This window comes from Phenylobacterium sp. RIFCSPHIGHO2_01_FULL_69_31, from assembly GCF_001824475.1.
Taxonomy (GTDB): Bacteria; Pseudomonadota; Alphaproteobacteria; order Caulobacterales; family Caulobacteraceae; genus Phenylobacterium.
Genome location: NZ_MHXN01000034.1, coordinates 19,181 through 39,333, shown reverse-complemented (window position 1 = coordinate 39,333; position 20,153 = coordinate 19,181). Strand labels below are relative to the sequence as shown.

The following is a 20,153-nucleotide window of genomic DNA, read 5'->3' as shown; positions in this document are numbered from 1 at the left end:
GGCCTCAGGCCCTGGACCACGCCTCCCACAGGAGCTGGCCGCCCACCAGGATCATGAGCACGTAGATCAGGGTGTAGAAGCGGCCGGGATCGATGCGGCGGACCAGCCAGACGCCGGCGAAGGTGCTGGCGATGGCGACCGGCAAGAGAGCGGCGGCGGTCAGCAGGTTCTGCGCCGTGAACTGGCCCAGCGCCCAGTAGGCCGGAACCTTGATCCAGTTGATCGTGGCGAAATAGATCGCCGTGGTGCCGACCAGGCTGGCCGGCGGCAGCGCCTTGGGCAGCACCCACATCTGGAACGGCGGCTGGCCTGCGTGGGCGATCTGGCTGGTGAATCCGGAGGCCGCGCCCAGGGCCACGCCCAGCGCCGCATCGGCGGCCGGCGGAATGTCGCGCGGCGTGGCCGCCCGCCCGCCGCGCGCAAGCCACAGGCGGTGCAGCGCGAAGAGGATCGAGATCGCCCCCAGCACGGCCAGGATCGCCGTCGAGGACACCTTCGCCGCCAGGAGGTAGCCGGTCAGGATGCCCACCGCTGCCCCCGGCAGCATGATCGCCAGAGTCCTGCGGTCCCAGGTCTTCCGGAACGCCCAGACGCCGACCACGTCCTGGACGATCAGGATGGGCAGCAGGATGGCGGCCGCCTGCACCGGCGAGATGGCCAGGGCCAGAAGCGGCATGGCCACCGCCCCGACGCCTGAAAACCCGCCCTTCGCCAGTCCCATCAGGACGACAGCCGGAACCGCCAGGGCGTAGAACACGGGGTCGGTCAGCATGCCCTGGCGGCCTAGCGTGGCAAGCCCGCCGCTGCAATCTGTGTGCGGCGCAACGAAGAGGCGAGATCGTCGGGAACCTAACCTTTGACAATTCGTATTGGGGGCATGCTGAAGGCCAAGATCCTCATCGTGGAAGACGAATTCGTCGTCGCGGCGAACCTCGAGGCGATCCTGGAGGAGCGTGGCCACGAGCCGGTGGGGATCGCCCCCGATCTCGAGACGGCCCTGCGCCTGGCCGACGAGGGCCCGGATCTGGCGCTCGTGGACATCAACCTGCGCGACGGTGAGACGGGGCCGGTGATCGCCCAGCGTCTGCGCGAGCGCGACGTGGCCGTCCTGTTCGTCACCGCCAATCCGCGAATGCTGGAGGCGCGCGAGGCCGCCGCGATCGGCGTACTCACCAAGCCCTGCGATGAGGACTTGGTGCTCGCGGCCGTCGAATACGCCCTCAGCGCGCGCCAGGGAATCGCCTTGCCCGCGCCGCCGGCCGGCCTGACCCTGCTCCGCGCCGCCTGAGGCCGCCCCTCAGAATCCGCCTTCGCGGCTGAGATGAGCCGCCGGCAGGTCCATCTCCACCGCCAGGCCCTCGCGCCGCCAGTCCCGTCGCATCGCGCCACCAAGCTGCTGGACGATGCTGAGCTCGGCCAGCCGCGAGCCGAAGCCTTCCCGCGCGGGCGGTCCGGCCACGGGCGGGCCGCCCTGCTCGACCCAGCCGATCCGCATCGTCGGCCCCAGCGCCTCGATGCCCACCTCCACGCGCCCGTCGGGCGTCGAGAGCGCGCCGTACTTGGCGGCGTTGGTGGCGAGTTCGTGGAAGGCCAGGGCCACCGGCGTCGCGCCGCGGTCGTCGACAAACACGTCGTCGCCGGCCACCACGATTCGCCCCTCGTCGAAGGCCGGATAGGGGCGGAAGATCTCGGTCAAGAGGCCGCGCAGCGTCGAGGTCCCCAGCTCGGGGCGCGACATCTCGCTGTGGGGCCGGGCGAATTCGTGGGCGCGGCCTAGGGCGGCGATCCGATGCTGCAGGTCGCGGGCCCAGGGTTTCAGCGTGGGCTCGTGGCGGCTGGTCAGGCCGATCAGCCCCGAGATCACGGCGAAGATGTTCTTGATCCGATGGCTTAGCTCGCGGCTCAGCAGCTCGTTCTGCTCGGCAGCCCGCTTGGCCTGGTCGATGTCGGTGCAGGTGCCGATCCAGCGGGTGATCCGGCCGACGTCGTCCCGCACGGGCAGGGCGCGGCCCAGCGTCCAGCGGTACTCGCCGCTGTGGTGACGCAGCCGGTACTCGACCTCATAGGGTTCGCCCGTCTCCAGGCTGTGCCGCCAGCGCGCCCAGGCCTTCTCCTGATCGTCCGGATGGAACATGCCGCTCCAGCCTTCCCCGTCCGTCGACCCGGGCGGGGCGCCGGTGAACTCGTACCAGCGGGCGTTGTAGTAGTCGTGGAAGCCGTCCGGCCGTGTCGACCACACCATCTGCGGCATGGCTTCGGTGAGCACCTGGAAGGTCGCCTGGGTCTGGCTCACCCCGGGCGCGTCGGGCCCGCCGGCGGGCGCCCATGGCACATCCTCCCCGGCCGAGCGCACGGCTGGAGGCTGCCGATCGTCGGCAGGTGGCATGGTCTCGTCGGTCACGGTCGTCCTATGGCAGCGGTCGGGCGGGGAACTTCGGCGGGCCCGGATGGGATCCCGACGCGGCGTCAACGCAGGCCGAAGAACCAGAGTACGGCGAGGACGACGACGATCAGTCCGACGATGTAGATGATGCGGTTCATAGGCAGCTCCTTAGCCTATGTTAAGGTGCCGCTTCGCCTCAGGTTCCCACCGCACCGCTTGCGACGTTGCGCGGCTCGTCCGGCTTGCTAACCATGGCGCCCTTGAACGGGGGATCTCCATGACGTGTAAGCTTGCCGCCGCGATCGTCGCATCGCTGGGGCTCTCGTGCGCCGCGGCGCATGCGGCCGAACCCCCGATCCTGCCGATGAGCCAGACCGAACAGGCGCATCCGCCGCTGCCCGAGGTGCTGACGCAGCGCGACCGGGCCAAGGTGGTCGACGCGATCCTCGCCGACCGGCTGGAGACCGTCATCCCCCGCCTGATGCGCGAGCAAGGCGTCGACATGTGGGTCCTGGTGGCGCGCGAATATCTGGAAGACCCGGTGGTCGCCACGATGCTGGACGGCGAGAGCATGCGCGCGCGGCGCCGCACCATCCTGGTGTTCCACGACCCCGGCGCCGGCAAGCCGGTCGAGCGGCTGACCGTCAGCCGCTATGGGCTGGGCGGCCTCTTCAGGCCGGTGTGGAATCCGGACGCCCAGCCCGACCAGTGGAAGGCCCTGGCCGACGTGATCGCCGCGCGCGATCCGAAGAAGATTGCCGTCAACACCTCCTCGCTGAGCGCCTTCGGCGACGGGATCACCCTCAGCCAGCACTCCGAGATGGTGAGCGCCCTGTCACCGGCGCTCCGGACGCGGCTGGTGTCGGGCGAGGGGCTTTCCATCGGCTGGCTCGAGACGCGCACGCCCATGGAGATGCAGATCTACCCCGGCATCGTGCGGCTGGCGCACGCGGTGCTGGCGGAAGGGTTCTCGTCCAAGGTGATCAAGCCGGGGGTGACCACGGCCGACGATGTGGTCTGGTGGTACCGCGAGCGGCTCGCCCGCCTGGGCGTCGACACCTGGTTCCATCCCTCCGTCGGCATCACGCGCCAGGGGGAGAAGGGCCTGCTGGAAGGCGATGCGGTCATCCAGAAAGGCGACCTGCTCTGGTGCGATTTCGGCATCACCTATCTGCGGCTCAACACCGACACCCAGCACCTGGCCTATGTGCTGAAGGATGGGGAGACGCAGGCGCCGGCGGGCCTGCGCGCGGGCCTCGCGGCCGCCAACGCGGTCCAGGACGCCCTGACCTCGTCGTTCAAGGTGGGCGAGACCGGCAACGTCGTGCTGGCCGCCGCCCGGGCCAAGGCGATCGCAAAGGGGCTCAGGCCGTCCATCTACACCCACCCGCTCGGCTACCACGGCCACGCCGCCGGACCGGCCATCGGCATGTGGGACGACCAGGACGGCGTTCCGCACGGCGAGTTCAAGGTCCACGCCGATACCGCCTGGTCCATCGAGCTGTCGGCCTTCGCCCCGGTGCCGGAATGGGGTGGCCAGGAGGTGCAGTTCCGCACCGAGGAGGACGCGTTCTACGACGGGACGAGCGTCCGCTACCTCGACGGCCGCCAGACCGCGCTCACCCTGATCGGGGCGGGGCGGTAGCCCTCAGCTCCAGGTCTCGTTCGCCCCGCGGCGACGCGCGGTCTGCGTCGGCGGCAGGGCGGGCCTGGGGCCCGGCCGGCCGAACAGCCAGCCCTGGCCCAGCCGCACGCCCAGGCCGGCCACCCGCTGGGCGGTGTCTTCGGTCTCGATCATCTCGGCCACCGTGGCCACGCCCAGTTCGGCGCAAAGCTCGGCAAGGCGCTTCAGCAGCGTCACGTCGCGCGGCCGGCTGTCGAGGGACCTGACGAACCGGCCGTCGAACTTTACGATGTCGGCCTCCAGCTCGCGCAGGTAGTCCAGCGACGCCGACCCCGCCCCGAAGTCGTCCAGGCAGACCACGTGGCCCGCCGCGCGCAGGCGCTGGATGTGGGCGTTGGCGGCGGCGAGATCGCTGAGCCTGTGGCTCTCGGTGACCTCCAGCATCAGCCGCGGCCGGAGCGTCGGGAAGGCTGCCGTGGTGTGGAGGATCTCCTCCACGAAGCCGGGCGACTCCAGCGAGAAGGCGCTGATGTTGGCGGCGATGCGGACCTCCGGCGGGGACTCGCGCAAGGCGCCCGCGACGTTCCTGACGATGGTCAGGTCGAACTCCACGACCAGGCCCAGTTCCTCGGCCAGCTTGATCGTCGCCGCCGGGCCGCCGCCGCCCTCGAAGCGGGTCAGGGCCTCGTAGTGGTGGACGCCGCGCGTGCGCAGGTCCACGACCGGCTGGTAGACCAGCTCGAAGCGTCCCTCGCGGATCATGTCCTTGAAGCGGTTCGAGTCGGCGACGGTCTGGCGCAGCGCGGCCTCGAAACCCTGGGCGGCGGCCGACGGTCCGTCGTCGATGCAGCGGTCCAGGGCGTAGCGGATCGCCCGCAGGCTCTCGCCGGGCGACGCCGGGTCCAGCGCCAGTTCGCCGGACGACATCTCCACGCCCGGCCCGGCCAGCTCGCGGATGCGTTGGGCCAGGGCCTCGGGACCTCCGGGACCGGACCGCAGCATGGCGAACCGCTCCGAGCCGAGATCGGCGGCCGGGGCGCCGCCATAGGACGCCGCGCGCAGGACGGCGGCCAGCTTGCGCCGCGCGGTCTCCGCCGCCTCCGGGTCCATGGCCGCGAGGGCAGGGGCCAGGCCCGTGAACTCCAGCAGGTCGACGTGCAGGGGCGAGCCGGTCCGCTCTGCGTGCTTGAGCAGGCTGAGCGCCGCGGTCTCGAAGTCTTCGCGGCTGGTCAGGCCTACGGCGTCGACCTGGACCTGGGCCGGGCTGGGCTGCCAGAGGCTCAGGGCGGCGGCCACGCCGCTGCGCTCGGGCATCTGGAACAGCGACAGCATCGCCGGCTGGACGCCGCCGCGACCCACCAGGCCGATCCGGAACGGCCCGCGGCGTTCGCCGGGGCGCAGGTCCTGCAGGACGGCCTCGATCAGGTCGGCGTCGGGGGTATCGATAAGGTCGAGGAACCGGTCTCCGGCCAGGGACTCGGCCTGTCGCCCGACCAGTTGCCCGCCGGCGCCGGTGCCGAACACGACGCGTCCGTCCTTGGCGACCTCCAGCACCATGTCGGCGCTGGCGAAGACGAAGGCCAGGAGTTGCAGAACGCTGGGGGCCCCCGGGGTCGGCCGGCTCCGCGCCGCGCTCCCCGACTCCACTCTGCTCGCTGACGCCGCCATCCCTCTCCACCTCAACCGCGAGGACCGCAGCGATGGGAACCCGGCCGCTGCACGCCGACCGGATAGCCCGGCTGTGCTTACGGGGTGCTGAACGCGCGGAGAATTTTTGTTCGTCGCGCCGATCCGTCGCTGGTCGCATCCGGTTGGCGCGCGGCGCCGACTCGTTTCATGAGCCGCTCCCCGTTCCTTGCAGAGACTTCCCTATGCGCCTGCCTTCGCTCGCCCTCGTGGCCCTGGTTTCGCTCACCGCCTGCGGCAAGACCGACACCGCCGAAGCCCCCAAGGGCGTGGACACGGCCGCCGCCGCGACGGGCCCCGGGCTGGTGCTGGGCGGCGACGGCCTGCCGCGCGTGAAGCCCGGCCTGTGGGAGGTCGTGCAGATCGAGGACGGCCAGAGCGAAACCACCCGCCACTGCACGGGCGCCGAGGTGAACGCCGAGGTGCGCGAGATGCTCACCCGCGAGATGCCGGGCTGCAAGACCGAGCGCTCGGCCAGCCCGACCGGCCTGCGCGTGAAGGCCCTGTGCGAACAGGCCGGCGGCATGAAGACGGACGCCACCATCGTGATGACCGGCTCGGAGACAGCCTACGACATGAGCGTCGGCCTCTTCCTCGTGCAGCCCGACGGCTCGCGCGAGGGCAGCGAGAGCACCCTGAAGGCCAAGTGGATCGGCGCCTGCCCGCCCGGCGTGAAGCCCGGCGAAGACGTCCAGTAGAGGCCGAAGCGCTCAGACGTCGCGCATACGATAGGACCGTGGCCGGCGGGCGAACCAGCCGGCCACGACGCAGGTCGCGCGCCCGTCGCGGACCGTCACCGTCGTGCGCTTGCCCGGCCCCGGCTGAAAGGTCACCGACCGGCCGAGGAACTCGACCGTCACCGCGCCGGGGCCGCTGAACTGGCAGACGCTGTAGTTCTCGGGGTTCATGAAGCCGTCCTCGCGGAAGGCCGCGCAGCTCACGTCGCCCAGGTGCCGGGTGAAGGTGATCTTGTTGTAGGTGAAGGTCTTCGGCCGCTTGTGGCCCACGACCGCGGACGAAGCCCGCTCGACGACCGGGCAGGGCGGCCCTTCGATGGTCCAGGCCGCCTTCTCCGCCCGCGCCCCGGCCCAGGTCCGATAGACGTCGATGGCCGGCACGGCGACCAGCAGGAGCAGGATGCCGCCGAGGCCGGCGTTCTGCAGGGCGATGTCGCGGCGGGAAGGTTTCCTCAGCGCCCGGATGGTCTCGAACATCCCGCCCTCGCGATTTACATGCGTAGCAACTTACACACGTAACTCAGGCTGGCAAGCGTCTAGAACATGGGCTCCGGCGGCGGCCGTCGCTTCTTGCGCGGCCGCTCCCTCATGACGCCCGGATACCCCTTCAGCGGCGCCAGCGGCTCGCCGAGGTAGGTCCAGTCCGCCTGCTGGGCGAGGTTCATGTGATAGCGCGGCTCACGGCCCGTGCGGGTGGCGAAGAGCGCGCGCGGGACATTGACCATCTGCGGCGATCGGGCCCGCTCATAGGCCAGCGGCGTGCCGCAGCGGGCGCAGAAGGACCGCACCGTGCCCGCGGCCTCGTCCTCGTAGCGGGTCACATGCTCTTCACCGGCGAGGAAGCGGAACCGGCTGCGCCAGCTGCCCACATAGGTGGCATAGGCCGCGCCGTGGGCGTGGCGGCTGGCGGCGGCGTGGTCGTGCCAGGCCCAGCGCGCCGGAACGCCGATCTCCACCTCGACCGCGCCGCAGACGCAGGCGCCCACGGCCACCTCGCCCCGCGGCATCACCCCACCCCCAGCCAGTCGAGGATCGCCGCATTGGCTTCCCGCGGATAGGTGTGGCTGAGGTCCTCGATCTCCAGATAGGTCACGTCCGCGCCGGCCCGGCTCAAGCCGGCGGCGGCTTCCCGCGCCATGTCGACGGGGAACATCCAGTCCAGCGCCCCGTGGACGATATGGATCGGCAGGCCGGTGACGCGTGCGGGCTCGGCGAAACTGGCCAGCATCGGATGGAACGCGGCCGACACCGGCGCCAGGTGGGTGAACGGCGAGGTCTGCTCCAGCCCGCTGACATAGGTGAAGGTGCCGCCGTCGCTCATCCCGGTCAGCAGGATCCGGCCGGGATCGATGTTCCAGCGCCCGCGGACGTAGCCCAGCAGGCGGTGCAGGTTCGGGGTGTCCGGATCCGGTCCGCTGATCGCCCAGGTCCGCCCCACCGCCGTGGGCGCCACCAGGATCGCCCCGCGGGTGCGGGCGTCGCGCAGCCAGCTCCAGAGGAAGGACCCGCCATTGCCGCTGCCGCCGTGCAGCGCCACCACCAGCGGCCAGGCTACGTCGGGCGCGTAGTCCTCGGGCACATAGGCCGAGAAGCCGCCCCGCGAGTCGGGGGCGTTGTCGTAGTGGAGGACCCCGGTGTCGGCCCGTGGCTCGGCCTTGGCCAGCCGCCGCAGCCGCTCCCCGCCCTCCCGCGCGCCGGGGTCGAGGAAGTAGCGGTTCACCGGCGGCAGGTCACGGGCCAGCGGGTAGAGCGCCGCCTGCGCCTTGGGCAGGTGGCGCAGGGCGCGGAAGATGGCGGTCGGGCCGTCCGGGTCCTGCGGCGCGGCCCGCAGGCCGGCGAAGGCGGCGAGCGCGGCTTCAGCCGCGGCCAGCAGCGGTGCGCGGACGTGCTCCAGCGCCTCGGGCCAGGCCTGTAGCCGCGGGACCTGGGCGTTCAGCTCGGCGTCCGGCTGGCCCACCGCCGCCAGCACCGTCTCGAAGTCGGGCGGGTGCAGATAGCGCGCGACGAAGCCCAGGCGCTCCAGCGCCTGCAGCAGCGGCGGCAGAAACGCCACCAGGTCGTCGAGTTCGCGCTCTTCCAACGGCTGCCCCGGGGCCTTCAGGCCCAACTCGCGTCAGGCGGCCGGCCGGAACGATAGCACGCGCAGGTCCGGCGCATCCCTCAGGCGCAGCACGCGCTTCAGCTCCGCCACCTTGGCTGGGGCGCCGGACAGGGCGATCTCGCCCTCCGCCATGGCGTCGGACAGCCCCTTGCGGCCCAGCCAGACGCGCACGAAGGCCTCCAGGTCGGCGCTCAGCACCACGTCGACCTCCGCGCCGGGGTCCTTCAGGCATACCTCCACGTCGGTCCGGCGCAAGATCATCCACCAGTAGCGGCGCGCGGCGTGGGCGCGGGGGATGCCCCGAAACTCCAGCCGCAGGACGATGTCCCGGGCCGGAAGCTCGGAGGTCGCGATCTGCCGCCGCATGCCCCACATCAGCAGGGTGGGATCCAGCTCCTCGTGCGCGATGCGGCCCTGGCCGTGGCGCTGGCCCCACTCCGACATCAGGCAGACGATGCCGGAGAGCTGCTCGCCCGCGGGCGTCAGCCGATAGAGCTTGCCCTGGGCCAGAGGCTCCGTCGCCACGACGCCAGCCTCCTCCAGCTCCATCAGCCGCTGCACCAGCAGGGCGCGCGACATCAGCGGCACGCCCGAATGGATCTCGGTGAACCGGCGGGGTCCGAAACAGAGTTCGCGCACGACCAGCGGCGTCCACCGCTGGGCGAAGATCTCGGCCGTCTTGGCGACCGGGCAGAATTGTCCATAGCCCTTCATGCCGCCACGGTCGGCTGGATAACCGGGTTCGACAAGTTCATTCTTCGAACTGGAGCCGTGGCGGCCATCCGGAGGACAAGGCTGCAACGACTGCACTTTTGAGGATTTGACCGATGACCATCGACGTCAAAGCGCCCCCGGCCGCCAAGGCCATCGACTGGGTCCGCCGCACGCACGACCTGGGCCCGAAGATCGCCGCCCGGGCCGCGCAGGCCGACGAGACCGACGCCTTCGTGGCCGAAAACCTGGCCCTGCTGAAGGCCGAGGGCTTCCACACCGCCGCCGTGCCCGCCGAGCTGGGCGGGGGCGGGGCCAGCCATGCCGAACTGGCCGCCATGCTGCGCACCCTGTCGACCTACTGCGGCTCCACGGCCCTCGCGCTCGCCATGCACACCCATGCGGTGGCCCTGCCGGCCTGGCGTTGGCGGCGCACCCCGGAAGCGGTGGAAGGCCTCCTGAAGCGGGTGGTGGCGGAGGGCCTGACCCTGGTCTCCAGCGGCGGATCGGACTGGCTGGACGGCTCCTGCCGCGCCACCCCTGTGGAGGGCGGCTTCCGGGTCAGCGGGCGCAAGGTCTTCGCCAGCGGCTGCCAGAGCGGCGATCTCCTGGTGACCATGGCCGTGCTGGACGCGCCCGAGGGGCCCACCGTCCTGCACCTGGCGATCCCCATGCGGGCGGAGGGCGTGAAGGTGCTCGACACCTGGCGGACGCTGGGCATGCGGGGCACCGGCTCCCACGACCTGGAGCTCACCGAGGTGTTCGTGCCCGACGCGGCCGTGACGGTCCGCCGGCCCCAGGGCAAGTGGCATCCGTTGATGCACATGGTCTCCCTGATCGCCTTCCCCCTGATCATGAGCGTCTACATGGGCCTCGCCGAAGCGGCCGCGGAGAAGGCCGTGGACCTGGCCACCGCCCGAAAGCCCTCGCCCGACACCGAGCTGCTGATCGGCGAGATGGAGACTCACCTGACCGCCGCGCGGCTGGCGCTGGGCGACATGCTGGCCTGCGCCGCCGGTGACGAACCCGGGCCCGCCGCTACCAGTCGCATCATGACCGGCCGCACCCTGGTGGCGCGGGCGGCCATCGCCACCGTGGAAAAGGCCATGGAGGCCGCGGGCGGCGCCGGCTTCTACCGAAAGACCGGCCTCGAGCGGATCTGGCGCGACGTTCAGGCCGCCCGCTACCACCCGCTGCAGGAGAAGCCGCAGGCCCGGCTGGCCGGCCGCCTGGCGCTGGGCCTGCCCATCGACGGCTGACGCGAGGCGCCCCCCGCCGCCCCGCACAGGGGCGGCGGGGTAAGCGCTTGCGATTTTTCAAACGCCCGTTAGACCGGTCGGGATGGCCAACGACCTCTCCGACAAGACCGGATCTTCGAAGGAAACCTACGACGACCGGCCGTTCCATTCCGAGGACCTGCCGCCCGAGGTGCGCGCCCCGCTCGCGCCCTACAAGGGCGAGGAGCCCGCCGCGCCGGCGTGGTTCAAGTGGGCCATCGCGCAGGAGCCGGAGCGCAGCTTCGTGACCTCGCACGGCACGAAGATCGAGGCGCTGACCTGGGGCGAGCGCGGCAAGTCCGGCCTGCTGCTGGTCCACGGCAACAGCGCCCACGCCGACTGGTGGAGCTTCATCGCCCCGTACCTCGCCAAGGATTTCCGGGTGGCGTCGATGTCGCTGGCCGGCATGGGCCAGTCCGACTGGCGTGAGACCTACCGCTTCGCCGACTTCGCCGACGACGCCGAGGCGGTGAGCCGCGCGACCGGCCTCTACGACGGCGGCCGCAAGCCGATCTACATCGGCCACTCGTTCGGCGGCGGCCAGGTGTTCTTCACCGCCGCCCAGCGGCCGGAGCTGATGGAAGCGGCGATCCTGGTCGACACCGGCTTCGGGGGCCCGCCGCCCGAGGTGATGAAGGAGCGCGAGAAGCGCCGCGAGCTGCTAGCCAACATCCCTAGCCCCGACAAGCCCAGCCGCGTCTATCCCAGCCTGGAGAAGGCGCTGGAGCGTTTCCGGCTGATGCCGCCGCAGCCGGCCGAGAACCACTACATCCTCGACTTCATCGCCCGCCGCTCGCTGAAGCGCGCCCCGCTGCCGGCGGGCGAGACGGCCGCGGACGGGTCGGGCGAGGGCTTCGCCTGGAAGTTCGATCCGAACATGTGGGAGAAGCTGGACCGCTCGGGCATGAGCATGTCCTCCGGCGGCAAGCTGCCGGCCGTCACCGTCCCTCTGGTCCACCTGTACGGCGAGAAGAGCCGGATCATCGAGCGTCGCCGGGTCGGCGAGGAGACCGCCCTGGCCGAGGTGGCGCAGGAGATCGAGATTCCGGATTCGCATCACCACGTGATGATCGACCAGCCGTTGGCGCTCGTGGCCGCGCTTCGGACGCTCCTCGCCACTTGGCCGCATTGAACCTCGCGGGCGCATCGTGTATCGCCCGGTCGACTTCCCATTCATTCGAGAGTGAAATCCCGATGGCCGGAACGCCTTCCGACTACCAGCGCGGCAACATGGATATCGCGGAGCAGACCGCCACCTTCCATCTGGTGATGGGCCTGACGAAGTGGGGCTCGCTCTACATTTCCGCGGGCCTGCTGTTCTTCACGCTCCTGTTCTGCACCCACACCGGCTTCGTCGGCTCGGCGATCTCGGCCGTGGTGATGGTTGTGCTGGGCACCCTGCTGCTCCGCGACAAGAAGGACGCCGCGGCGCACTGACGCCCGGTTCCGACGGCCGATTTTCGAGAAGCCTCCGCGCGAGCGGAGGCTTTGTCATGTCTGGAACGCGCCGCCGCGGGTTGGACGGCGGTCGCTCGGCGGGCAGATCGGTGCGCGTCTTCCCGGTCTCCGAGCAATCGCCGCAAGAATGTTGCGCCGCGATCTCGCGATGCGGCATGGAATTTCAAACGACCGTTCGAACCCAACCGCGGGGCGGCTGGACAAGCCGGCGGAACGCCCCCTATGGTCGCGCCGCAATCGCGCCGATCGGGGGATTTCGCGGACCATGGCCGTCATCGCCGTCACCAAGGAGCGCCGCGCTGGGGAGACCCGCGTGGCCACTGTCCCCGAGACGGTGAAGAAGCTCATCGGCGCCGGATTCTCCGTGGTCGTGGAAAGCGGCGCGGGCGTTTCCGCGTCCTATCCCGACGCCGACTACCAGGCTGCCGGCGCCACCATCGCCAAGACGGCGAAGGACGCCATCGCCAAGGCCGACATCCTGTTCAAGGTGCGCGGCCCCGAGCCCGACGAGATCAAGGCGCTGAAGCCCGGCGCGGTCGTGGCGGCGACGCTGAACCCCTACATGGAGCGCGCAACGGTCGACGCCCTCGCCAAGCAGGGCGCCACCGCCTTCGCCATGGAATTCGTGCCCCGGATCACCCGGGCCCAGGTCATGGACGTGCTGTCGTCCCAGGCGAACCTCGCCGGCTACCGCGCCGTGATCGAGGCGGCCGAGGCCTACGGCAAGGCCATGCCGATGATGATGACCGCCGCCGGCACCGTGGCCGCGGCCAAGGTGTTCGTCATGGGCGTCGGCGTCGCGGGCCTCCAGGCCATCGCCACCGCCCGCCGCCTCGGCGCCGTGGTCACCGCCACCGACGTGCGCCCGGCCACCAAGGAGCAGGTGGAAAGCCTGGGCGCCAAGTTCCTCGCCGTCGAGGACGAGGAGTTCAAGAACGCCCAGACCGCCGGCGGCTACGCCAAGGAGATGAGCAAGGAATATCAGGCCAAGCAGGCCGAACTGGTCTCCTCGCACATCGCCAAGCAGGACATCGTCATCACCACCGCCCTGATCCCCGGCCGTCCGGCGCCCAAGCTGGTCAGCGCGGCCCAGGTGGCCGCGATGAAGCCGGGCTCGGTGCTGGTGGACCTGGCCATCGAGCAGGGCGGCAACGTCGAGGGCGCCAAGCTGGGTGAGGTCGCGCTCACGGCCAATGGCGTGAAGATCCTGGGCATTCCGAACCTGCCCGGCCGCATCGCCACCGACGCCTCGGCCCTCTACGCCCGCAACCTGCTGGCCTTCTCCGGCCTCTTCCTCACCAAGGAAGGCGCCTTCGCGCCCGACCTCGAGGAGGAGATCCTGAAGGCCGCCCTGGTCACTCACGGCGGCGCCGTGGTCCACCCCAACCTGCAAGCCTGATCCGGAGCTGAAACGATGGATGTCGATCCCACGGTCTTCCGCCTGGCGATCTTCGTGCTCGCGATCTTCGTGGGCTACTACGTGGTCTGGAGCGTGACGCCGGCCCTGCATACCCCGCTGATGGCCGTCACCAACGCCATCTCCTCGGTGATCATCGTGGGCGCCCTGCTGGCCGCCGCGGCCAGCGGGACCGACGGCGAGCTCACCGGCAACATCCTCGTCTCGAAAGGCGCCGGCGCGGTCGCCGCGGCCTTCGCGGCGGTGAACATCTTCGGCGGCTTCCTCGTCACCCAGAGGATGCTGGCCATGTACAAGAAGAAGTCGAAGTAGCGGATCCGGGCGGGGGCATCACCATGAACGCCAATATCGCGGCCATCCTCTACCTCGTCTCCGGGGTGCTGTTTATCCTGGCGCTGCGGGGCCTGAGCTCGCCGACCACCAGCCAGGCGGGCAACCGCAACGGCATGATCGGCATGGGGATCGCGGTCGCCACGGCGCTCGCCACCCTCTGGGGCCAGGGCGCGCTGGACCCGCTGACGCTCGGCCTGATCGTCGGCGGCGTGGCCATCGGCGGCGTCGTGGGCGCCCTGATCGCCCGCAAGGTCGCCATGACCTCGATGCCGCAGCTGGTCGCCACCTTCCACAGCCTGGTCGGCGCTGCCGCCTGCCTCGTGGCCGTGGCCGCGATCTACACGCCCGCCGCCTACGGCATCCTGGGCGACGACGGGCGGGTCCACCTGACCTCGCTGATCGAGCTCTCGCTCGGCCTGGCCATCGGCGCGGTGACCCTCACCGGCTCGGTGATCGCGGCCCTGAAGCTGAACGGCAACATGAGCGGCGCGCCGATCCTGCTGCCCGCCCGCCACCTGCTCAACGCCCTGCTCGGCCTCGGCATCCTGGCCCTGGTGGTCGTGCTGGTGATGAGCGGCGGCTCGGCCCTCTGGGCCTTCTGGGCGATCCTGGCGCTCAGCCTCGTCATCGGCGTCACCCTGATCATCCCCATCGGGGGCGCGGACATGCCCGTCGTGGTGTCGATGCTGAACAGCTACTCCGGCTGGGCGGCGGCGGCCCTGGGCTTCACGCTCGAGAACGTCACCCTGATCATCACCGGCGCCCTGGTGGGCTCGTCAGGCGCGATCCTCAGCTACATCATGTGCAAGGCGATGAACCGCAGCTTCATCTCCGTGATCCTGGGCGGCTTCGGCGCCGAAGACGCGGCGGCTGCCGGCGGCGGCAAGGTCGAGACCCGGCCGGTGAAGCAGGGTTCGGCGGACGATGCGGCCTTCATCATGAAGAACGCCTCCAAGGTCATCATCGTCCCCGGCTATGGCATGGCCGTGGCCCAGGCCCAGCACGCGCTGCGCGAGATGGCCGACGTCCTCAAGGCAGAGGGCGTCGAGGTGAAGTACGCCATCCACCCGGTCGCGGGCCGGATGCCTGGGCACATGAACGTGCTGCTGGCCGAGGCCAACGTGCCCTACGACGAGGTCTTCGAGCTGGAGGACATCAACGCCGAGTTCGCGACCGCCGACGTCGCCTTCGTGATCGGCGCCAACGACGTCACCAACCCGGCCGCCAAGACGGACCCCCAGTCGCCCATCTTCGGCATGCCGATCCTGGACGTGGAAAAGGCCCGCACGGTGCTGTTCGTGAAGCGCGGCATGGCCGCCGGCTATGCTGGCGTGGAGAACGAGCTGTTCTTCAAGGACAACACCATGATGCTGTTCGCCGACGCCAAGAAGATGGTCGAGGGCATCGTGAAGGGGCTGCACTAGAGCGCAATCCGCCGAAGTGGACGCCGGTTCGGCGATCAGATTGTGCTCAAGCCAAGAAGATAGAGCCTTCTTATCCCCTTCAAATTCTATTGAAGGCGGAAGGCTCTAAGCCCCTTCCGGCGCCGGATCAGCCGAACAGGTTGTCGCCGAGGGCGCCGGCCGTCGGCACCACGATCGGGCTGTCGTCGCCGCCCAGCAGGTGGCCGTTGCGGCCGACCAGCACATAGCCGTCGATCACGCCGTCGCCGTCGAAGTCGATCTCGACCCGGGTCAGCGGCGGGCCGACTAGGGTAGGCCCGAACGTCCCGTCGCCCGGCGTCGTCGGGCTGGTCGGATCCCCGCCCTGTCCGGTGAAGCCGCCACCGCCGCCACCGCTGCGATCGCCCTCGCCGTCGCCGGCCGTGGTGGTCACGCCCCCCTCGGCCGGCGGGGCCGGACGGGCCGGAAGCTGGATGGTGCGGCCGCCGGCGGTGATCAGCTTGTCGCCGTCGAAGCTGCTGAAATCGAGGATCACGCCCAAGAGGGTGGCGGCGTTCCCGAGCTGGACCGGCGCCTGGATCACGAAGGTGTCGGCGCCCTCGCCGCCCACGGCCGTGGCGCCCTCGGAGAGCTCGATGCGGTCGTCGCCCGCGCCGCCGATCAGCAGGTCGCGGCCGCCCCCGCCGTTCAGGGTGTCGTTCCCGGCGCCGCCGACGATGCGCTCGTCCGCGGCCGTGCCGGTCAGTTGGTCGTCGCCGTCGGTGCCGACGATCGTGGCCGGCGGCTCGGCCGCCGCCGCGGCGGGCAGGATGGCCTCGACCTTGGCGGCGGGCGCCTCGTCCGCCAGGCCGACGGGCTCGGCGGCATTGGCCCCGTCGTCCGCGCTGCCGGAGCTCGCGGCCGCGAAGGTTTGGGCGGGCAGAAGCGCCGCGGCCGCAGCCGTGGCCGCGCCGGGCGCCTGCTGCTGCAGGGTCGCGCCCTGGGCGGCGAGGTCGCGCTCCTGCACCGGCGCGTCGGCGTCCGGTTGGGGCGTGCTGGGCTCGTCCGGCGGCAGGTCGGGCAGCTCGGCCGCCTCGGCCGTCCCGCCGACGGCGGTGGTCTCGTAGAAGAAGGCGGCGGCAACCACCAGCGCCAGGAAGGTCTGGCCCTGACGCGCGGTCAGGCCGAACGGCAGGATCGTCGCCGACTGGTCCGCCAGGGCGTCCTCGGTCGCGGCCAGATGGTCGCGCAGGGCGGTGTGCAGGTCGGCGTTCTCGTTGATGGCGTCGTCCACCGCCGAGTGGACCACGAACTTGCCGCCGATCCGCGCCACGTGGATCAGGACGTCGCCGGCGCCGTCGGTGACCACGCACCAGGGGTCGCCCTCGTCCGTCGCGCCGTAGATGACCTCCACGTCGACGCCGCTGGCCGCCAGCCGGTCGGCCAGCTCCTGCAGCCGAGCGCGCTCGGCCGTGGTCCAGTCGCCGCTGTCGCGGACACGGGCGATGAAGGGGACGACCTGGCCCATCTCTTCGCGAGACATCTCCTGGAGGCGCGCTATCCCGTCGCCTGGCCCTTGAGGGCCTGGGACGCGCTCTCGGCGCCGAACAGCAACCTATATAGTTCAGGTTCGTAGTAGCGCAGCAGCGTCTTGGCGAATTCACCGGGCTCCAGGCCCAGCGCCTCGGCCCAGGCGCCCTGGGTCTCGATCGGCAGGCGGCCCAACCCGCTCTCCACCTGCGAGACGAAGGTGTAGTAGCGCAAGCCCACCTTCTCGGCCAGTTCGGCCTGCGTCAGGCGCGCCTCTTCGCGGGCCGTCTTCAGCCAGCGGCCGGCCTGCTGGCGCAGGATCTTGATCTGGGCGGCCTTGGCGGGATCGGTCGCGGGTCTCGGCATCATGGGCTCCGGGCTTGCACTGCGCTCTTGCAGGGCGGTGACAAGCCGCATAATACAGTATTTACGCAACAAATAACTACACGACGTATAGCCGCTTGTCCGTGGCTACCATGTCGCATCGTTTCGGGAAAGCAATGAAGCGTCTCCTCGTGTCCGCGGCCGTGCTGCCGCTCCTCTACGCCGCCTCCGCCCACGCCGAGACGAAAATCTCCACGGCTACGACCGCGCCGGTCAAGACCTCGACCATCGCCAGCGGCCAGCCGGATCACCTGACCATCGAGGCCGCGGGCTCCATCGCGCCCACCGTGGCCGGCCCGGCGGTGACGGTCGACAGCTCCAACGCCGTCATCAACAACGGCGCGATCACCTTCACCGGCGTGAACGGCGCCACCGGCATCCAGGTCAACGGCGGCGTGGCGACCTCCATCACCAACGGCGGCACGATCAGCCTCGCCGAGGACTATACGGCGGCCGACGCCGATAGCGACGGGGACGCCGACGGCCTGTTCGCGCAGGGGTCCGGCCGCTTCGGCCTGCGCGTACTTTCGCCCGGGGCTGCCGGCTCCATCGTCAACAGCGGGACCATCACCGTCGAGGGCAACGACTCCGGCGCCATCTCCATCGAGGGGCGGCTCACGGGCAGTCTGACGGCCACGGGCGGCGTCGCGATCACCGGCGACCGCAGCGTGGGCGTCCGCGCCGACTCCGTGTCGGGTGACGTGAAGATCCTGGGCGCCGTGCAGTCCCAGGGCGAAGGCACGGTGGGCGTGCTGCTGGGCGACGTGGACGGCGCCGTGGCGCTGCAGGGCGCCATCACCAACACCGGCTACCGCACGACGGACCGCCTGGCCGACACCGCCCGCGCCAAGCTGGACGCCGACGACCTGAAGCAGGGCGGCGGCGCGGTCCGGATCACCGGCAACGTGGGCAAGGGGATCCTGCTGGACCGCCCCCCCACCGACAACAGCACCACCGACACCGACGAGGACAAGGACGGCATCCCCGACGCGTCCGAAGGCACGGCGTCGATCATCTCGTACGGCGCGGCGCCCGCGCTCGACATCGGCGGGACCGCGGCGACCACGATCGGCGCGGTCGGGACTGGCGACCTGGCCTATGGCCTGATCAACCGGGGCGCGGTCACCGGCAACGGCGTCAACGACGGCGTCGCCGCGGTCGGCGTGCGGATCGGCCAGGCAGGCGGCGGCGTGGTCACCGTCCAGGGCGGGATCAACAACGCCTCGGGCGCCTCCATCGTCGGCCGCGCCTACCTGGCGCAGTCCACGGCCGTGCTGCTGAACGCCAACGCCGTGGTCCCGGTGCTGCGCAACGCCGGCACCATCGGCGCCGAGCAGAACGGCGGCCTGCACGACGCCCGCGCCATCGTCGACCTGTCCGGCAGCGTCAAGCTGATCGAGAACTCGGGCGCCATCCGGGCCCTTGTGACCCCCGCCACCGGCGTCACCCAGACCGGCAAGACCATCGCCATCGACCTGTCGGCCAACACGACCGGCGCCGTGGTGCGCCAGGCGCTGGTCAATACCGCCGACACCCCGGCCATCGGCGGGGACGTCCTCTTCGGCTCCGGCGCCGACCGGCTGGAGCTGCTGGCGGGCACGCTCTCGGGGACCATGAACTTTGGCGCCGGCGCCGACGCCCTGGTCCTGGACGGCGGCGCCACGGCGACGGGCCGCATCGTGGACAGCGACGGCCGGCTGAGCCTGGACGTGCGCAACGGCAAGCTCTCGATGGCCAACACCGAGACGGTGACGCTCACCTCGCTGAACCTGGGCGCCAAGGGCGTGCTGGCGGTCAACGTGGACCCGACGCTCACCAACACCCGGCTGAACGTCACCGGGGCCGCTACCGTCGAGACGGGCGCGCAGGTCAACGTGACCCTGACGGCGATCTCCCGCGGCGCGCAATCGTTCCAGATCGTGCAAGCCCAGACCCTTACGGTGGGCCAGGCGGGCGCGACCCTGGCCGGCGCGCCCTTCCTCTACAACGCCAACCTGCGCGCCGACACCACGGCCGGCGCACTCTACGTCGACCTGCGGCCGAAGACGGCCACCGAACTGGGCCTCAACCGCTCGGGCTCCCAGGCCTTCGGCGCGGTGTTCGCCTCGCTCGACAAGGACGAGGCCATCGAACAGGCGTTCCTGTCTCAGACCACCCAGGCGGGCTTTGAAGGCCTCTACGACCAGATGCTGCCCGACCACTCGGGCGGGGTGCTGATGTCGGCGGCGGCCATCTCCGCGGCGGTGTCGGGCGCCGTGGCCGTCCCCATGGCCATCGACCGGTCCTCGGGGACCGGCGTCTGGGCCCAGGAAGTCGCCTTCAACATCCGCCGCGACAAGGCCGACGCCGCCGGCTTCAAGAGCCAGGGCTTCGGCTTCGCCGCCGGCATGGACCTGCAGGGCGAGGCGGCGGCCCTCGGCGCCAACGTCAGCTTCGTCACCACCGACGTGAAGGACCGCGGCGCGGCGGCGGGCGAAGAAATCTCGATGAACCTCTTCGGCGCCGGCCTCTACTGGCGCCTCGACGGCGGGCCGCTGCAGGCCGCCGTTCGCGGCGGGGTCGGTTACGCCTTCTTCGACGGCGACCGGCGGCTGGAAAGCGTGAACCTCAGCCTGCGGGCCGACTCCAAGTGGAACGCCTGGATGATCGACGCCTACGCCGGCGCCTCCTACGAGGTGCAGGTGGGCAGCTTCTATGCCCGGCCCGAGATCTCGGCGAGCTACCTGCGGCTGGCCGAGGACGGCTACAAGGAGAAGAACGGCGGCGCCGGGTTCAACCTGATCGTCGACAAGCGGACCGGCGACATGCTGACCGGCGAGGCGCTGCTCGCCATCGGCTGGAAGTTCGGCGACGAGACCTTCTTCGCGCCCGAGATCAAGGCCGGCTACCGCGCCAAGCTCGCGGGCGGCCCGGCCAAGACCACCGCCCACTTCGAGGGCGGCGAGGACTTCACCCTGGATCCCGAGGACGTGTTCAAGGGCGGCGCCGTGGTGCGCGCGGGCGTCCGCGGCGGCGCGGCCCGGGTGCTCTACGCCGTCAACGGCGGCGCCACCATGGACGGTGACTACGAGGAGTACGACATCCGCGCCACGGTGCGGTTCCAGTTCTAGCGGAGACGAAGCCCAGGCCG

The 20,153-nt window shown here is 70.9% G+C and carries 19 protein-coding genes; 10 read left to right on the top strand and 9 right to left on the bottom strand.

Annotation, left to right across the window (positions count from 1 at the left end; genetic code table 11):
- Window positions 1-4: 4 nt before the first annotated feature.
- Complete coding sequence (locus A2790_RS18580; RefSeq protein ID WP_293394770.1) at window positions 5-772, bottom strand: sulfite exporter TauE/SafE family protein; 768 nt, start codon at window positions 770-772, stop codon at window positions 5-7.
- Window positions 773-877: 105 nt separating this feature from the next.
- Here A2790_RS18580 and A2790_RS18575 point away from each other — a divergent pair, with 105 nt between their 5' ends.
- Window positions 878-1,288, top strand: coding sequence for a response regulator (locus tag A2790_RS18575; protein WP_293394767.1), 411 nt, complete (start codon window positions 878-880; stop codon window positions 1,286-1,288).
- Window positions 1,289-1,297: 9 nt separating this feature from the next.
- Here A2790_RS18575 and A2790_RS18570 read toward each other — a convergent pair whose 3' ends face one another.
- Window positions 1,298-2,401: a PAS domain-containing protein gene (locus A2790_RS18570; protein ID WP_293394764.1), complete on the bottom strand. Its 1,104-nt coding sequence runs from the start codon at window positions 2,399-2,401 to the stop codon at window positions 1,298-1,300.
- A 259-nt stretch (window positions 2,402-2,660) separates the two neighbouring features.
- Here A2790_RS18570 and A2790_RS18565 point away from each other — a divergent pair, with 259 nt between their 5' ends.
- Window positions 2,661-4,028 carry a M24 family metallopeptidase gene (locus A2790_RS18565; protein WP_293394761.1) on the top strand — a complete coding sequence of 456 codons (1,368 nt, stop codon included), beginning with the start codon at window positions 2,661-2,663 and terminating at the stop codon, window positions 4,026-4,028.
- Between the two features lie 3 nt (window positions 4,029-4,031).
- On the opposite strand, the gene A2790_RS18560 is transcribed toward A2790_RS18565, so the two are convergent.
- Window positions 4,032-5,654, bottom strand: a complete 1,623-nt coding sequence (locus A2790_RS18560) for an EAL domain-containing protein (RefSeq protein ID WP_293394758.1) — start codon at window positions 5,652-5,654, stop codon at window positions 4,032-4,034.
- A 224-nt stretch (window positions 5,655-5,878) separates the two neighbouring features.
- Here A2790_RS18560 and A2790_RS18555 point away from each other — a divergent pair, with 224 nt between their 5' ends.
- Entirely contained in the window at window positions 5,879-6,391 is a 513-nt protein-coding gene (locus A2790_RS18555; RefSeq protein WP_293394755.1) for a DUF3617 family protein, read from the top strand.
- A gap of 12 nt (window positions 6,392-6,403) precedes the next feature.
- Here the strand turns inward: A2790_RS18555 and A2790_RS18550 are convergent, their stop codons facing one another.
- The 4 genes from A2790_RS18550 to A2790_RS18535 are packed head-to-tail and all read right to left on the bottom strand — an operon-like array spanning window position 6,404 to window position 9,245.
- On the bottom strand, window positions 6,404-6,907 hold the full coding sequence (locus tag A2790_RS18550) for a hypothetical protein (protein WP_293394752.1): 504 nt from the start codon (window positions 6,905-6,907) through the stop codon (window positions 6,404-6,406).
- 59 nt (window positions 6,908-6,966) lie between these two features.
- Window positions 6,967-7,437, bottom strand: coding sequence for a GFA family protein (locus tag A2790_RS18545; RefSeq protein ID WP_293394749.1), 471 nt, complete (start codon window positions 7,435-7,437; stop codon window positions 6,967-6,969).
- Complete coding sequence (locus tag A2790_RS18540) at window positions 7,437-8,510, bottom strand: hypothetical protein (RefSeq protein ID WP_293394746.1); 1,074 nt, start codon at window positions 8,508-8,510, stop codon at window positions 7,437-7,439. Before A2790_RS18540 ends, A2790_RS18545 begins: the two co-directional genes overlap by 1 nt.
- A 33-nt stretch (window positions 8,511-8,543) precedes the next feature.
- Window positions 8,544-9,245: a winged helix-turn-helix transcriptional regulator gene (locus tag A2790_RS18535; protein ID WP_293394743.1), complete on the bottom strand. Its 702-nt coding sequence runs from the start codon at window positions 9,243-9,245 to the stop codon at window positions 8,544-8,546.
- A gap of 113 nt (window positions 9,246-9,358) precedes the next feature.
- Between A2790_RS18535 and A2790_RS18530 the strand changes: the two genes are divergently transcribed.
- The 6 genes from A2790_RS18530 to A2790_RS18505 all read left to right on the top strand — a co-directional run bounded on the left by A2790_RS18530 (window position 9,359) and on the right by A2790_RS18505 (window position 15,151).
- Window positions 9,359-10,501, top strand: a complete 1,143-nt coding sequence (locus A2790_RS18530) for an acyl-CoA dehydrogenase family protein (protein WP_293394740.1) — start codon at window positions 9,359-9,361, stop codon at window positions 10,499-10,501.
- 82 nt (window positions 10,502-10,583) lie between these two features.
- Window positions 10,584-11,651 carry an alpha/beta hydrolase gene (locus tag A2790_RS18525; RefSeq protein WP_293394737.1) on the top strand — a complete coding sequence of 356 codons (1,068 nt, stop codon included), beginning with the start codon at window positions 10,584-10,586 and terminating at the stop codon, window positions 11,649-11,651.
- A 62-nt stretch (window positions 11,652-11,713) separates the two neighbouring features.
- Window positions 11,714-11,956, top strand: coding sequence for an aa3-type cytochrome c oxidase subunit IV (locus A2790_RS18520; protein ID WP_293394734.1), 243 nt, complete (start codon window positions 11,714-11,716; stop codon window positions 11,954-11,956).
- Window positions 11,957-12,242: 286 nt separating this feature from the next.
- The gene (locus A2790_RS18515; RefSeq protein WP_293394731.1) at window positions 12,243-13,376 is read left to right on the top strand and encodes a Re/Si-specific NAD(P)(+) transhydrogenase subunit alpha; all 1,134 of its coding nucleotides are present in this window, start codon (window positions 12,243-12,245) and stop codon (window positions 13,374-13,376) included.
- A gap of 15 nt (window positions 13,377-13,391) precedes the next feature.
- Window positions 13,392-13,706, top strand: a complete 315-nt coding sequence (locus A2790_RS18510; RefSeq protein WP_293394728.1) for a proton-translocating transhydrogenase family protein — start codon at window positions 13,392-13,394, stop codon at window positions 13,704-13,706.
- A 23-nt stretch (window positions 13,707-13,729) separates the two neighbouring features.
- Window positions 13,730-15,151, top strand: a complete 1,422-nt coding sequence (locus A2790_RS18505; protein ID WP_293394725.1) for an NAD(P)(+) transhydrogenase (Re/Si-specific) subunit beta — start codon at window positions 13,730-13,732, stop codon at window positions 15,149-15,151.
- A 127-nt stretch (window positions 15,152-15,278) separates the two neighbouring features.
- On the opposite strand, the gene A2790_RS18500 is transcribed toward A2790_RS18505, so the two are convergent.
- Window positions 15,279-16,652 carry a calcium-binding protein gene (locus A2790_RS18500; RefSeq protein ID WP_293394722.1) on the bottom strand — a complete coding sequence of 458 codons (1,374 nt, stop codon included), beginning with the start codon at window positions 16,650-16,652 and terminating at the stop codon, window positions 15,279-15,281.
- 14 nt (window positions 16,653-16,666) lie between these two features.
- Window positions 16,667-17,005, bottom strand: coding sequence for a helix-turn-helix transcriptional regulator (locus A2790_RS18495; protein ID WP_068876117.1), 339 nt, complete (start codon window positions 17,003-17,005; stop codon window positions 16,667-16,669).
- A gap of 134 nt (window positions 17,006-17,139) precedes the next feature.
- On the opposite strand from A2790_RS18495, the gene A2790_RS18490 reads away from it, so the two are divergent.
- Window positions 17,140-20,133 (top strand): autotransporter outer membrane beta-barrel domain-containing protein, encoded by a 2,994-nt coding sequence (locus tag A2790_RS18490; RefSeq protein ID WP_293394715.1) that lies wholly within the window; start codon window positions 17,140-17,142, stop codon window positions 20,131-20,133.
- The last annotated feature ends 20 nt before the right edge of the window (window positions 20,134-20,153 follow it).

Bases quoted from the DNA above. Each gene is read 5' to 3' on its own strand.
- A2790_RS18500 (WP_293394722.1), bottom strand. From the start codon at position 16,652: ATGTCTCGCGAAGAGATGGGCCAGGTCGTCCCCTTCATCGCCCGTGTC.
- A2790_RS18575 (WP_293394767.1), top strand. From the start codon at position 878: ATGCTGAAGGCCAAGATCCTCATCGTGGAAGACGAATTCGTCGTCGCG.
- A2790_RS18510 (WP_293394728.1), top strand. From the start codon at position 13,392: ATGGATGTCGATCCCACGGTCTTCCGCCTGGCGATCTTCGTGCTCGCG.
- A2790_RS18535 (WP_293394743.1), bottom strand. From the start codon at position 9,245: ATGAAGGGCTATGGACAATTCTGCCCGGTCGCCAAGACGGCCGAGATC.
- A2790_RS18545 (WP_293394749.1), bottom strand. From the start codon at position 7,437: ATGCCGCGGGGCGAGGTGGCCGTGGGCGCCTGCGTCTGCGGCGCGGTC.
- A2790_RS18525 (WP_293394737.1), top strand. From the start codon at position 10,584: ATGGCCAACGACCTCTCCGACAAGACCGGATCTTCGAAGGAAACCTAC.
- A2790_RS18530 (WP_293394740.1), top strand. From the start codon at position 9,359: ATGACCATCGACGTCAAAGCGCCCCCGGCCGCCAAGGCCATCGACTGG.
- A2790_RS18520 (WP_293394734.1), top strand. From the start codon at position 11,714: ATGGCCGGAACGCCTTCCGACTACCAGCGCGGCAACATGGATATCGCG.
- A2790_RS18555 (WP_293394755.1), top strand. From the start codon at position 5,879: ATGCGCCTGCCTTCGCTCGCCCTCGTGGCCCTGGTTTCGCTCACCGCC.
- A2790_RS18505 (WP_293394725.1), top strand. From the start codon at position 13,730: ATGAACGCCAATATCGCGGCCATCCTCTACCTCGTCTCCGGGGTGCTG.
- A2790_RS18580 (WP_293394770.1), bottom strand. From the start codon at position 772: ATGCTGACCGACCCCGTGTTCTACGCCCTGGCGGTTCCGGCTGTCGTC.
- A2790_RS18565 (WP_293394761.1), top strand. From the start codon at position 2,661: ATGACGTGTAAGCTTGCCGCCGCGATCGTCGCATCGCTGGGGCTCTCG.
- A2790_RS18490 (WP_293394715.1), top strand. From the start codon at position 17,140: ATGAAGCGTCTCCTCGTGTCCGCGGCCGTGCTGCCGCTCCTCTACGCC.
- A2790_RS18495 (WP_068876117.1), bottom strand. From the start codon at position 17,005: ATGCCGAGACCCGCGACCGATCCCGCCAAGGCCGCCCAGATCAAGATC.
- A2790_RS18515 (WP_293394731.1), top strand. From the start codon at position 12,243: ATGGCCGTCATCGCCGTCACCAAGGAGCGCCGCGCTGGGGAGACCCGC.
- A2790_RS18550 (WP_293394752.1), bottom strand. From the start codon at position 6,907: ATGTTCGAGACCATCCGGGCGCTGAGGAAACCTTCCCGCCGCGACATC.